The 13,365-nt window shown below is 40.4% G+C and carries 10 protein-coding genes; 6 read left to right on the top strand and 4 right to left on the bottom strand.

Features of this window, described 5'->3' with window-relative positions; genetic code table 11:
* Positions 1-78 precede the first annotated feature (78 nt).
* Complete coding sequence (gene yegQ / locus VQ643_RS12220; RefSeq protein ID WP_414200076.1) at positions 79-1,446, bottom strand: tRNA 5-hydroxyuridine modification protein YegQ; 1,368 nt, start codon at positions 1,444-1,446, stop codon at positions 79-81.
* 335 nt (positions 1,447-1,781) lie between these two features.
* Between yegQ and VQ643_RS12215 the strand changes: the two genes are divergently transcribed.
* Positions 1,782-2,360 carry a hypothetical protein gene (locus VQ643_RS12215; RefSeq protein WP_414200075.1) on the top strand — a complete coding sequence of 193 codons (579 nt, stop codon included), beginning with the start codon at positions 1,782-1,784 and terminating at the stop codon, positions 2,358-2,360.
* Positions 2,361-2,424: 64 nt separating this feature from the next.
* Here VQ643_RS12215 and VQ643_RS12210 read toward each other — a convergent pair whose 3' ends face one another.
* From VQ643_RS12210 to VQ643_RS12200, 3 genes are all read right to left on the bottom strand, one after another.
* The gene (locus tag VQ643_RS12210) at positions 2,425-3,396 is read right to left on the bottom strand and encodes a hypothetical protein (RefSeq protein ID WP_414200074.1); all 972 of its coding nucleotides are present in this window, start codon (positions 3,394-3,396) and stop codon (positions 2,425-2,427) included.
* 141 nt (positions 3,397-3,537) lie between these two features.
* Positions 3,538-4,722, bottom strand: coding sequence for an NAD(P)/FAD-dependent oxidoreductase (locus VQ643_RS12205; protein WP_414200072.1), 1,185 nt, complete (start codon positions 4,720-4,722; stop codon positions 3,538-3,540).
* A gap of 54 nt (positions 4,723-4,776) precedes the next feature.
* Complete coding sequence (locus tag VQ643_RS12200; protein ID WP_414200071.1) at positions 4,777-5,229, bottom strand: YiiD C-terminal domain-containing protein; 453 nt, start codon at positions 5,227-5,229, stop codon at positions 4,777-4,779.
* A gap of 175 nt (positions 5,230-5,404) precedes the next feature.
* Between VQ643_RS12200 and VQ643_RS12195 the strand changes: the two genes are divergently transcribed.
* The 5 genes from VQ643_RS12195 (at position 5,405) to VQ643_RS12175 (ending at position 13,354) form a co-directional block, all read left to right on the top strand.
* Positions 5,405-7,156, top strand: a complete 1,752-nt coding sequence (locus VQ643_RS12195; protein ID WP_414200070.1) for a potassium/proton antiporter — start codon at positions 5,405-5,407, stop codon at positions 7,154-7,156.
* 23 nt (positions 7,157-7,179) lie between these two features.
* Entirely contained in the window at positions 7,180-10,455 is a 3,276-nt protein-coding gene (mscK, locus tag VQ643_RS12190) for a mechanosensitive channel MscK (protein ID WP_414200069.1), read from the top strand.
* Positions 10,456-10,463: 8 nt separating this feature from the next.
* Positions 10,464-11,918, top strand: coding sequence for a protein adenylyltransferase SelO (locus VQ643_RS12185; protein WP_414200068.1), 1,455 nt, complete (start codon positions 10,464-10,466; stop codon positions 11,916-11,918).
* Positions 11,919-12,004: 86 nt separating this feature from the next.
* Positions 12,005-12,274 (top strand): hypothetical protein, encoded by a 270-nt coding sequence (locus tag VQ643_RS12180; protein WP_414200067.1) that lies wholly within the window; start codon positions 12,005-12,007, stop codon positions 12,272-12,274.
* Between the two features lie 654 nt (positions 12,275-12,928).
* Complete coding sequence (locus tag VQ643_RS12175) at positions 12,929-13,354, top strand: hypothetical protein (protein ID WP_414200066.1); 426 nt, start codon at positions 12,929-12,931, stop codon at positions 13,352-13,354.
* Positions 13,355-13,365 lie beyond the last annotated feature (11 nt).

The following is a 13,365-nucleotide window of genomic DNA, read 5'->3' as shown; positions in this document are numbered from 1 at the left end:
GCCTTTTTTTAGAATAAAAGCAGAAATAAAATCGTATTGTATAAAAAAACAAAGGCCACCAAGGTGACCTTTATTCGATTAATTACCGTTTCGCGTATTGGCGCCACTGGATAGATGGCGCATTAGTAATGCATGTTCTAGTTGTACGCCTTCAGGAATAGGCAGATAGAGCATATGGCCATCACCTGGTGCGACATCCATTTTTTCACCTTTGCGATTTTCTAAATGCTCTAATGAAAAGTTGACATTACCTTGTGGCGTCATGAGCTCAATGCGGTCGCCTAAACTAAAGCGGTTTTTTACTTTAACTTCAGCTAATTCACCGCGACGTTCGCCTGTCATTTCACCAACAAACTGTTGCTTGTCAGAAATAGAATAGCCGTACTCGTAATTTTGGTATTCATCATGCACATGACGACGTAAGAAACCTTCGGTGTAGCCGCGGTGTGCAAGCGATTCTAGCGTATCCATTAACGACATATCAAAAGGGCGACCTGCTACGGCATCGTCGATAGCTTTCCGGTAAACCTGAGCTGTGCGGGCTACGTAATAATGGGATTTAGTGCGACCTTCAATTTTTAAAGAATGCACGCCCATTTGCACTAAACGTTCTACGTGCTGTACTGCACGTAGATCTTTTGAGTTCATGATGTAAGTGCCGTGCTCATCTTCAAACGCCGCCATAAATTCACCAGGGCGATTACTTTCTTCAAGCAAGAATACTTCATCAGTAGGTGCACCAACACCTAATGTAGGGTCAACTTTCTGGCTAGTGATAGGCTCGTACTTATGCACGATATCGCCGACTTCGTTTTCCTTAGCTTCGTGTGTTTTGTATTCCCAACGGCAGGCATTAGTACAGGTGCCTTGGTTTGGGTCACGTTTATTAATGTAGCCAGACAGCAAGCAACGTCCAGAGTACGCCATACAGAGCGCACCATGCACAAATACTTCCAGTTCCATATTAGGAACTTGATGGCGAATTTCACCTATTTCATCAAGAGATAGCTCGCGTGACAGAATGGCACGGGTTAAGCCTTGACGATGCCAGAAATCCACGCTCGCCCAGTTCACTGCGTTAGCCTGCACTGAAAGATGGATATTTTGCTGAGGGAAATGCTCACGAACTAGCATAATTAAGCCAGGATCAGACATGATAAGCGCGTCTGGCTTCATATCAATCACAGGTTGTAAGTCGCGAATAAAGGTTTTGAGCTTGGCGTTATGTGGCGCGATGTTGACCACCACATAAAATTGTTTACCTTGAGCATGGGCTTCATTAATTCCCAAGGCAAGGTTTTCATGGTCGAATTCGTTATTGCGCACGCGCAGGCTATAGCGAGGCTGACCGGCGTAAACCGCATCAGCGCCGTAAGCAAAAGCATAGCGCATGCTTTTTAGTGTACCAGCAGGTGATAGAAGCTCAGGGCGAAACGGGGTTGTCATGCTAAAACTCGGAATGTAAGGCAAAAACGAATTGTACCAAGCTAAAAAGAGAATGGCACAAGGTTAGCGCGTCAGTGGTCTGAAGCTAGGTGTTCTCAAAATAATGCGGTGTATTGTAAACGAAAATCTAATCAACTGGATAATATTTGAGCATTTTACTAGGAATTGAGCCAAGAAACAGCAGCAGTTTTTATCCTTGAATAAGTAAATGTGTTGTAAAAATAGAGAAGAAAATATGTTATCCAGTCCATATTTTTTAGCAAAAATTAGATTAATAGCTACAATGTGCGTTAAGTTTGTTTCTTTATATTTAATCCAGCTATCAAGGATGAAAAATGACCACTACATCAAAAGTGAAAACCGAAGCTGTCGCTGTATCTACGCCAAACGCATCTAATGAGGTAAAAAAACCAAGTTTTTGGATTAGCCAAGTCTTTATTTTATTAGCTACCGTATTAGGTGTTTATTTGGCAGCAACCCAAGGTTTTAAGCAGGCTGTACAATTTGAAAATATTGTTAGTCAGAAAAATGCATATTATTTACAGAAATCTTTGAAATACGAAGTAGAACAAAATGTGCTAGCAACTGAGGCATTTCTTGAAAAAGCTAAGAAAGCAGAAGGCACTTTTGCAGTGTTTCCGTTAGAGAATAGCTTGTTTATTTGGAATAACATGGTTGAATCACCTACTGCCTTGACTTTAAGTCCTACGATTTTGTTTAGTACCGAAAAGTTTGTAAGAGGTGTTAAATTAAATCATACCAAGGCAACTACAGGTGCACTAGAATCTCGCCAGCAAGGTGTAAAAGCGCTTACCGAGTTAGTAGCTATGGCAAAAACAGAATTGCTTCCTGAGCTAGATAAAAATATTAATCGTATTGAATCTGAAATGAAGAAAATGGATATTGAGTTGTAAATTAACAGCTAGCTCAATAAAAACACCCGCATTTAGCGGGTGTTTTTGTAGCTTAGAATATAACTTATTGCATTAAAGCTGCTGCGCCCATTGCGTCCATCATGTTGAAGTCAACAATGTTGCTTTCAGCAGGATTGATTTCAAACTTAGGGCTGCCATAGTTGCTAAAGTCAATAGTAGCTGCGATGTCCATTTTGTTACCATCAACAGTTACTTGAGCATTAGTGATTTGGCGAAGTGCTTTGCCTTCTTTTAGGTATAGCTTAGTGTTACTGCTGTTTGTAGTGTCTTTATTTGCTTGTGCTTCTTTAAGGCCGTTTAACACACCTTCTTTGAACTCAGCTGGTAGAGAAGTGCTTTTCTCAATTTTGTTTTGCATTAGGCTGTTCATTTTTTCATCTAATGCTTTAGCTTGCGCTGCGTCCATAGTTAGTGTGACTACAGAGTCTGCACCTAATTGCTTAGCAGTTTCGTCTAGCGCTTCTTTTTTGAATAGCGCTTCGTCTAGGCTTGCTTGTGCTTCTAAACTTGAAGTAAGCGCAATATCCATGATTTCAGAAATGCCAGTTTTGATTTTGCTCGCTTCAGCTTCAGGTAAGCCTAGTTTTTTAGCATCAAAACGTACGAATTTGTTGCGGTAAGTTTCTAAACCAGCCGCTGCTTCGGGTGCCATCATGGCTACTACAGGAAGTAGGCTAGTAACGTCTACTAAAGCGCTTTGCTTGTTGAAGTCAATGCTCATTGGTAACTTAACATTGAACATTGAAAAAGTGATTTCTGGGTTTGCTTCTAGTTTTAGCGCAGAAAGGTCAAGAGCACCTTTGGCTTTTACAAGAATTTGGCCAACTTCTGGTTGTGGTGTATTGATGGTTGCGTCTACAGCAAAGTTGTATTTAGCTGTTTTGGCCGCTGATACTTCACTCGCCTTCATGTACAGATCTTTTGCAGACATGTTTTGTACATCGGTATCACCACCACAAGCAACCAATAGAGAGCTTAGGCCGGCTACGATAATAGGCTTCATTGCAAATTTCATATTTTTTTCCTTGATTGCTAGTGATTCGAGCCAGCAATTTATCTAGGTATATCAATTAATAGCAATATTGCTAAGTTTGGGTAAAAACTCATCAATTATAGTAGTTTTTATCTGGGTTTGAGAACTGGCTAGGTCAAAATTTTACACAATATTTCCAGCAACGTGACCGCTTGCCCATGCCCACTGAAAGTTAAAACCACCGAGTTGGCCGCTAACATCAAGCACTTCACCAATAAAATACAGATTTTTAACTAGTTTAGATTCCATCGTTTTTGAAGAAATATTTTGCGTATCAACGCCTCCTAGGGTGACCTCGGCCGTTCGATAGCCCTCGGTACCAGCAGGAATTAACTGCCAAGCATTGAGTTTGTTGGCGATTTGTTTAATTTCTGTATTGGTTAGCTGGCGCAGTGGTTTGTTTGTAAACCATAAGTCACATATCAGCGTTGCCATTTTTTTTGTAAATAGCTCACTGAGCAGTGTTTTTAACTCAGTAAGAGGGCGTAGTCGCTGCTGTTCAGGTAGCCAAGATAGTAAGTCAAATTTAGGTAATAGGTTGATGGAGAGGGTATCACCTGTTTGCCAATAAGAAGATATTTGCAAAATAGCAGGGCCGCTTAATCCACGATGAGTGAATAAAATATCTTCACAAAAACTTTGATGATTACAGCTGACAACGCAATCTTGTATAGAAGTTCCACTTAGCGTTTCACAAAGCACTTTAAGTTTTCCATCTGTAATGGTAAATGGAACTAGAGCTGCACGTGTGGGGATGAGCTGATGGCCAAATTGCTGGGCTACTTGGTAACCGAAACCTGTAGCACCTAATGTAGGGATGGAAAGTCCACCTGTGGCAATTACCAGTGACACACAGCGTACTTCGCCACGGCTTGTCTCTAGCATAAAACCGCTCGTTTCAGGACTGATTTTTTGTACGCTGGTTTTTAGTTGTATCTGTGCATTGGCCTGTTCACACTCATCAAGGAGCATTTGCAAAATATCACTGGCTTTGTTAGTGCAGAATAGCTGCCCTAACTTTTTCTCGTGATATTCAATGTGATGGCGATTTACTAATTCCAAAAAATCCCACTGGGTAAAACGGGCAAGCGCAGACTTGCAAAAATGCGGGTTTTGAGACAGGAAATTTGAGGTTTGAATGTCAAGATTGGTAAAGTTACAGCGCCCACCACCTGACATGAGAATTTTTTTGCCTGCCTTGTTAGCGTGATCAATAACCAGTACTTTGCGTCCTCGTTGAGCAGCGGTTAATGCGCACATTAATCCTGCTGCTCCAGCACCAATAATCACTACGTCTGCAGTTAACACATCATCACCAAAAGCAGTAATTTTAGCAGATATTTTTTCAAGGGCTATATGCACTTATTTGTAGAGTACATATTGCCCTTCTAAGCGTGCAGCAAGTTCACCTGTAGCTGTGTGTATTTCACTGATTAACGTTAAGCGTGCTCGACCTCGGCGTTGAAAGAGTGTTACAAATTTTTTCCATTGTGCTTCGTCTGGTGGGTTACAAGTCACAATTGCATCGGAATTTACAGGGGCAGGATATTCTACATTGCCGCCATGAATTACAATTTCTCCCTCAGTAATGAGCGCCTCTTTTAAGCGCAGATATAGCCAACCCCAACCTGCTAAGGTTAAAGCACAATAAACACTGCCACCAAACATGGTTTGTTTATGGTTAGTATTAGGTGCTAGTGGGATTTTAAGTTGCAGTTGTTGGTTTTGCCATTGTTGGACACGTATATCTAATGCATGAGTAAGGGGAATGTCGGACTTAAAAACCGAGTCAAGAACTGCGCAGTTAGTTTGCATATCAACCTCTGTGAATGGCTATCATTTATTTAGAGCAGGAAGCTATATCTAGAGTCACTTTATAGTTAAATCGTAACATTTTGAGATGCATGGATTTTTACCGACACATCATCAGATGAAATGTGTAGAATCAAAGGCATTTGGGTGTGTACAGGTCAAGACAGGGGAAAGGGTTTTGGACGTAAATATTACTAACAGTATTTTCTTAATTGGTGGCTTATTAGTTGCAGTTAGTATTTTAATTAGCTCTATTTCGACCAAAATTGGCGTCCCTGTATTGGTTACCTTTCTTGGTGTAGGTGTTCTAGCAGGGGTTGATGGTATTGGCGGTATTGTATTTGACAATTACCGTGTAGCTTATTTTGTCAGTAACCTAGCCTTGGCCATGATCTTGCTTGATGGCGGTATGCGCACCCGCGTCCAGACGTTCCGTGTGGCTTTATCCCCAGCCCTCTCTTTGGCCACTTTCGGTGTTTTAATTACTGCAGCTATTACAGGTTTTGGCGCAGCCTACTTGTTTAATTTATCTTTATTAGAAGGTTTGTTGATTGGCGCCATCGTAGGCTCTACGGATGCCTCAGTTGTATTTAACTTGCTGAATGGAAAAGGATTAAATGAACGGGTTGGCTCTACCTTGGAAATCGAATCAGGTAGTAACGACCCTATGGCCATGTTTTTAACTGTGGCTTTAATTGAAGTTATTTTGCAAGGCATTGGTTTTGAGTCAGCCTTAGTCTTAGATTTTATTGTTGAGCTGGTTAAGCAATTTGGTATTGGTATTTCGCTTGGGTTAGGTGGCGGTTGGTTACTGTTGCAATTAATAAATCATGTTAAGGTTGACGAAGGACTGTATCCACTGCTTGCTGTGGCTGGCAGTGTGATGATTTATGCTTTTTCGGGTTACATTGGCGGTAGTGGTATTTTAGCGGTTTATGTTTGTGGTTTAGTGTTAGGTAACCGTCCAATTCGTCATCGTTCAGGCATTTTGAATATGTTTGATGGCTTAGCATGGCTAGCACAAATCGGTATGTTTTTGGTCTTAGGTCTGTTGTTAACACCACATCAGTTATTACCTATTATTGTACCTGGCTTACTCCTGTCTTTATGGATGATTTTGGTGGCTCGCCCAATAGCTGTGTTTGCAAGTCTTGTGCCTTTTCGTAACTTTGCTTTAAAAGAACGTATTTTTATTTCATGGATAGGTTTGCGTGGTGCGGTTCCTGTGGTTTTGGCGGTATTCCCATTAGTGAATGATGTGCCAAATGCGCAACTATTCTTTAATGTGGCCTTCTTTATTGTTTTAGTTTCACTTTTACTACAGGGGTCAACCTTAGGTTTTGCGGCACGCAAAGCTAAAGTTGAAGTGCCTCCCGCACCATCGCCTATCTCACGTTCAGGATTGGAAGTGTACCCAACCAGTGAGTGGGAGTTATTTGTATATCGTTTGGGTAAAGAAAAATGGTGTATTGGTGCGCCTTTGCGTGAATTAAAGATGCCAGAAGGTACCCGTGTTGCGGCATTATTCCGAAATAACTGTTTGTTACATCCTAGCGGTAGTACACGTTTAGATGCAGATGATATTTTATGCGTTATCGGCCATGAAGCAGATTTACCTTCTTTGGGTAAACTCTTTAGTGAAGCACCAGAGCGTGGTAAAGATATGCGCTTCTTTGGTGACTTTATCTTGGAAGGTGAAGCACAGTTAGGTGCAGTTGCCGCTATTTATAACCTTGAATTAGGTAGCTTAGAACCTCAAACCACACTGACTAACTTTATGCTAGAAAAAGTGGGCGGTGAAACTGTTGTCGGCGACCAGGTTGAATGGGAAGGCTGTACATGGACTGTGGCGCAAATGGATGATGACAAAATTACTAAAGTGGGTTTGCGCTTACCTGAGGGTAAACAGTTTAAACCTGCATTTTTATAGAGTTTACAAAGGACTTTCAGGCTATGTTACGTTTAAAGGCCTATCTTATAGGGATGCTTACCTGTTTTTGCTTTATATCCTCAGCTTGGGCTGTCGATCAAGCAGCCGTGCAGCAAGCACTAGATACACTAGAGTCACGTAATCTGCCAGAAGCCGACTTTGTTGCGGCCCAGAAAAATTTAAAACAAGCCTTGACGTGGCTACAAGCTGAACAAGAAGCTGCACAAGCGCGTGAAGCTTTAGCTAAGCAGCTGCTAGAGGCTCCTACTACCTTAGAAAATACGCGAAAACAACTACAAGAATTGCTAAAGCGACCTGAAGACTTTATCGTACAGCAATACGCTAATAAGACGCTCGAAGAGCAAGAACAAGCCGCAGCTGCCTATAGCCAAGAGCTAAGTATAGCTCAAAATAATTTAAGTCAAGCTAACGCAATGTATGTGCTAGCTCAGACACGTCCAGAACGCGCCCAAGTAGAGATAAATAGCAATTTACTGCGTTTACAAGAAATTGCAGCAATCATTAAAAGCTCAAAAGAGGGCACGCGTGTACAAACAGATGAAAAGTTAGATAGCTTACGAGCAGAGCGTCAAGCTCTAGAAATGCGTGATTTACAGCGCCAAGAAGAATTGGCTGGTAATAACACACTACAAGATCTAAGTAGTGCTCAGCGCGACCTTCATCAAGAACAAGTAACACGTTTAGAACTGTATAGCCAACAACTACAAGAATTAATCAGCCGCAACCGCCAAACACTGACTGAGCAAACTGTACGTGAACAATCTCAGCAATTAACCGAGGCTGGCAATAATGATCTATTAGTCTTGGAAAGCAAGCTTAACCTGAAGCTTTCTGACTACCTGTTGCAAACTACTGAAAAACGTAATGTTTTGATTCAGCAAAGTTTAAAGGTGAATCAACAACTGGCATCCGTAAAACAAATTGAATCAGCATTGGATGAGCAGATTAATGTACTTAAAGGCAGTTTATTACTGTCGAAAATTCTCTATCAGCAACGCCTAGCTTTGCCTAAGGTGAGTGTCGATAAAAGCATTGCTAATGATATTGCAGATGTTCGTTTGTACCAATTTACTCTGCGCCAAATGCGCGAGCAGATTAGCAAACCTGAAGAGTTTGTTAATCAAAAAATATTAGAGTCTGGAGGGGTGGCTGATCAACAGTTACAGGCTGCGTTGTTAGATCTTATAAGTGTACGCAGCACATTACTGGATCGCTTAAACCGAGAGCTTAATCTATTCTTATCTGATGCTATTAGCCTACAGCTGGGGCAACAACAGTTAGAAAAATCAGTTGCAGCTGTAAGTAAAACCTTAGATGAGCAAATGTTCTGGATTCCAAGTAATAAGCCATTAAACTGGGAATGGATAAAGAATCTTCCTCAGCAGTTAGTGCAGCAATGGGTTGACCTACCTGTGCAAAAAAACTCAACGCAATTAACCTCAGCGTGGATGAGCAAACCTTGGATTTTCTTGCCTTTCTTTCTCGTTATTAGCTTTTTAATTATTAAGCGTAAAAAGTTAGCCGAGCGCTTGCAGCAATTAAATAAGAAAGTAGGGCATCTACGTCATGATTCGCAGCTACTTACGCCAAAATGTATTTTATATGCCGTGTATTTAGCATTGCCACTGAGCTTATTTTTTGCCCTTGCAGGGGTAAGCCTAATTTTAGATGGTAATGATTTCACGAATCGCTTTGCTGCTGCTTTTTTTGAAATGGCACTTATTTGGCTGGTTTTTAACAGTTTTGGCCGGCTTTTAGCTGAAGATGGTATTGCTGTACGCCATTTTCATTGGGCTGCTGATATGGTTGGGTATTTGCGACGCAAAATACATTGGTTAACAGCCAGTTTAATTATTTTAGTAGCCATTGTTAGTTTGGCTCAGCAGCATCCAAATATGCTAGAGCATGATGTGCTTGGTTTTTTATTGCTTGTTGCTTGCCTATTTATTATGGGCATTATCCTCGTACAGATTGCACTGTTGCCCTATAAAGGTGAGAAAAAAAGCCACTTTAAACGCCTTGTTGGTGTTGCCCTTGCAAGCGTGCCTTTGGTTCTTATTGGTGCCTTAGTAATGGGATATTACTACACCACACTCCAGTTAACCGGCCGCTTGATAGATACCTTAACACTCGTTGTTGTTTGGGTTGTTTTAGAAGCAACAATTGTACGTGGTTTAGCCGTTGCTGCTCGTCGTTTAGCTTGGCACAGAGCGCTACAGGACCGCCAAGCGCAGCAAGCAAAAGAAGGCGATAATGAAATAGTACTAGAAGAGCCGAGGTTAGAGATCAGTCAAATTAATCAGCAATCATTACGCCTATTTATGTTGGCGCTATGGGCAGGTTTTTTTGTATTCCTTTATTGGATCTGGGTCGATCTACTAGGTGTAATGAGTTATTTAGACAATATTGTGCTTTACCAAACAATGATGGGTTCAGGCGATGCAGCTAGCCTTCAAAATATTACCTTACGCAGCTTATTTGGCGCATTAATTGTGGCGGTGGTAACTATAGCCTTAGCACGTAACTTACCTGGTTTATTAGAAATGCTGGTGCTATCGCGACTGAACTTAGTGCAAGGTGGTGCTTATGCGACAACAACAATCTTGTCTTATGCCATTATTGCTTCAGGTGCGGCATTGTTTTTTGCTAGCTTTGGCGTTACTTGGGATAAGCTGCAATGGCTAGTTACTGCCTTATTGGTAGGTTTAGGCTTTGGTTTGCAAGAGATTTTTGCCAACTTTGTATCAGGCATTATTCTCCTGTTTGAGCGCCCCATTCGAATCGGTGATGTGATAACTATTTCAGGGCAATCAGGTACAGTAAGTCGTATTCGCATACGTGCTACGACAATTACAGACTTTGATCGCAAAGAAATGGTTATTCCCAACAAAACCTTTGTAACAGGCAGCTTAACCAACTGGACATTGACCGACTCAGTAACACGCATTGTGTTAACTATAGGTTTTGCATATGAAGTTGATTTGCCAAAAGCGCGCGAGCTTATTCAGCAAGCACTAAAAGAAAACCCACGTATTTTACGAGATCCAGCGCCAAGTATTGTGTTCTCAGGCATTTCTGCGAGCACCTTTGATCATGAAGTACGTTTTTTTGTGCGAGAATTAGGTGATCGAAATCTATCAACAGATGAAATGCTAAACCGTCTTGTAGTGTTATTCCGAGAACACAATATTGACATGGCATTTAATCAGTTAGATGTATTTATTAAAAATAATGCAGGACAGGAAGTTCAGCTGGAGTCTCCCAACAAACTGGCCTGAGTAGTTCTATGTTATTAGATCAGCTTTTAGTTACTCCACGCTTCGCTACTTTAGGCGGAGCGTTTTTTGCACAGGTGCAGCCTACAGCATTAGATAAGGTTGAATTACTTGCTTTAAGCCCATCGGGCTTGCAGCTATTGGGCATTACAAATAACACGGCTAGCCAAGAACAGCTCCGCCAACTTTGTGCTGGCACTTGGCAATGGGAGAGTTATCCACCGCTTGCTATGGTTTATGCAGGGCATCAGTTTGGAGGATATAGCCCACGTTTAGGTGATGGGCGTGGATTGTTAGTTGCTGAAGTGCAAACGCCGGATCAAACGATTATCGAGCTACATTTAAAAGGTGCAGGCTTAACGCCGTTTTCGCGTATGGGTGATGGACGGGCAGTATTGCGCAGCAGTATTCGCGAGTTTTTAGTCAGTGAGTATATGCAAGCAATAGGTGTGCCTACGACTCAGGTTTTAGCCTTAGCGCGCTCAAGTACCAAGGTTTGGCGTGAACAAGTAGAAACCGCAGCCAGCCTTTTGCGCCTTGCTCCAAGCCATATTCGTTTTGGACATTTTGAGTACTTTTATTACAGTCGTCAATTTGATGAGCATGCAGCGCTGACTGAATATGTATTGAAGCATCATTATCCTGAATGTTTGCACAAACCTCAGCCAGCTTTAGCTTTTTTAGAGCAAGTTATAGAACGTACGGCCATACTTATTGCATACTGGCAAGCTTTTGGTTTTTGCCATGGTGTAATGAATACTGACAATATGTCTATTTTAGGACTTACCTTTGATTACGGGCCTTTTGCTTTTCTAGATGACTATCAAGCTAACTATATTTGCAATAAGTCGGATTCAACAGGGCGCTATGCTTTTAATCAGCAACCAGAAATAGGTTTGTGGAACCTAACAGCTTTGGCTGAAACCTTTACTCAACAAATCGCCATAGAAGAATTAAAAACAGCCTTAGCAAGCTATTGGAATATTTTTCAGCAAAGCTACCAATCATTAATGTGCCAACGTTTAGGTATGCACAATGACGCACAGGCCGCTGCGATTATTAGCGATTTACTTAAACAAATGCAGCAAAATCAAATTGACTATAACAATTTATTCAGGCGGCTTAGTGAGGAGCCTTTGGCTTTAGCGCTGGAAGGCTTAGCTGATGATTTTGTAGATGGATCTGCTTTTTCTCGTTGGGCGGCAGCCTATACACAGCAAGTTACCAAACTAGACTTAGACGAGACAACACGGCTTTTAGCTATGCAAGCCTTTAATCCGCGTTATAGTTTACGAAATTACTATCTGCAACAGGTCATTGAAGCCGCAGAAAAGGGAGATAACACAGTATTTTCTGAGCTACATGCTGTTTGTCAGTCGCCTTTTTTATCAAAAGAAGAATGGTTTAAGTGGTGTATGCCGCCGCCAGATACAGAAAAAGCACAGCCATTGAGCTGTTCTTCGTGATGGATTTTGTATAGTTTGCACTAGCTTACAGTTTTTCTTGGGAAAAGCTTACATACTGCCAAGAGTTAGCCAGTAAGGATCAAACTATGCGTTTGTTGACAGCAGTACTTGGAGTGTCAATGCTTTTTTTGAGTGCTTGCAGTTCCCCAAAAGAGCGTTTCTTAAAAACCTGCTTAGCAGTAGATGGTTATGATGAACCGACGTGTTCCTGTGTTTATACAAAGTTAAGTGAGATTTATCCAGAATCTGAGATGGAAAATATTGTTGATCGCACCAGCCAACTGCCGCTAACAACCAAACAAAAAATCGAACATATTGCCCTGCAATGCACATTGGAACAAATAGTGCTCCATTAGTTAATTAAATCTATAACTACTAGAGCATTAATTTCTGAAAAATTAACTTTAATGCTAGAAGCTTATAAGGATTTATTAAAAAATTACGGCTCGCTAAAATATTGACTGCCATACTATGAGCTTAGGATTGATAAGTTAATTATGATCAGAATAGGCCTATTATAAGAATTAAGCCTGTGTACAATCGCCAGGCAGCTAGAACGTTATTGAATAGTTTGTGCTATTAACGAAAATATATGTATCGCAACAGAAGTTAGCATTTCCTAATCACTAATATTTCGATATCTACTTAGTTGTAGTTATAAATAGTTAGGATAAGTAATTTTTAGTATAAGCGCGTAACTTGATTTTAGCGAATGTTCAGTTAATGTACAGTTTTATAATTGGTCATTTTTCTAAGGCATAAACTTCTAAAAGGTAAAGCATGAATAAAATATTTAAAATAATATTAACATGTTCTATTATGTTTTTTATTTTTTTTGGATTTTTGCTAGGCGTTAATAATGACAATAGTAGCCCTGTGAAGGATATAGTTTTCTGGGATCAGTATAATGATACTTGTATTTCTGGTGACAAGGAAAACGCTTATAAGGATATTCTATCAAATTATTTGCATGATTATTTTTATACTACGAAGGGAAGGTTAATGGGCCTTTGGATAGAAGATTTTGCGATGGTAAAGATGAGTGTATAGCTTTTAAATCTATACCAAGTAAAGAAAAAGAATTAATAAATTATCTTGAAAACTCAAAAGAAAGGATTAATGACTATTTATTTGATGGTTTTTTTGAAGAAATTCAAAGGGGAGGCATAAGTAAAGCTGATTTATCAATAAAAAATAATAAATATTCGTACCTGGTTGGTGCTCCTGCAGGTGAAGTGGTTTTATTAAATGATTGTTGTTATTTTATTAATCGAGGTGATTTGCCAGAGTTTGAAAAAACTATATTTCGAGATGAAAAAACGGACGATTTTATTAGAATTGATTCTTATCTTTATAGAGGGGTCGATTATTCAGGCTCTACAGCTTTTGTAAAATATTATTATATAAAACCAATAAGCTTATGCGAGAAAAATTAAATGATTTATTT

Source organism: Pseudomonas sp. F1_0610, assembly GCF_047470865.1.
Classification (GTDB): domain Bacteria; phylum Pseudomonadota; class Gammaproteobacteria; order Pseudomonadales; family Pseudomonadaceae; genus JAZDRH01.
Note: the sequence above shows the minus strand (reverse complement) of the source record. Positions and strands in the feature narration are given on the sequence as shown.

Bases quoted from the DNA above. Each gene is read 5' to 3' on its own strand.
- VQ643_RS12200 (WP_414200071.1), bottom strand. From the start codon at position 5,229: ATGCAAACTAACTGCGCAGTTCTTGACTCGGTTTTTAAGTCCGACATT.
- yegQ (WP_414200076.1), bottom strand. From the start codon at position 1,446: ATGACAACCCCGTTTCGCCCTGAGCTTCTATCACCTGCTGGTACACTA.
- VQ643_RS12180 (WP_414200067.1), top strand. From the start codon at position 12,005: ATGCGTTTGTTGACAGCAGTACTTGGAGTGTCAATGCTTTTTTTGAGT.
- VQ643_RS12210 (WP_414200074.1), bottom strand. From the start codon at position 3,396: ATGAAATTTGCAATGAAGCCTATTATCGTAGCCGGCCTAAGCTCTCTA.
- VQ643_RS12215 (WP_414200075.1), top strand. From the start codon at position 1,782: ATGACCACTACATCAAAAGTGAAAACCGAAGCTGTCGCTGTATCTACG.
- mscK (WP_414200069.1), top strand. From the start codon at position 7,180: ATGTTACGTTTAAAGGCCTATCTTATAGGGATGCTTACCTGTTTTTGC.
- VQ643_RS12185 (WP_414200068.1), top strand. From the start codon at position 10,464: ATGTTATTAGATCAGCTTTTAGTTACTCCACGCTTCGCTACTTTAGGC.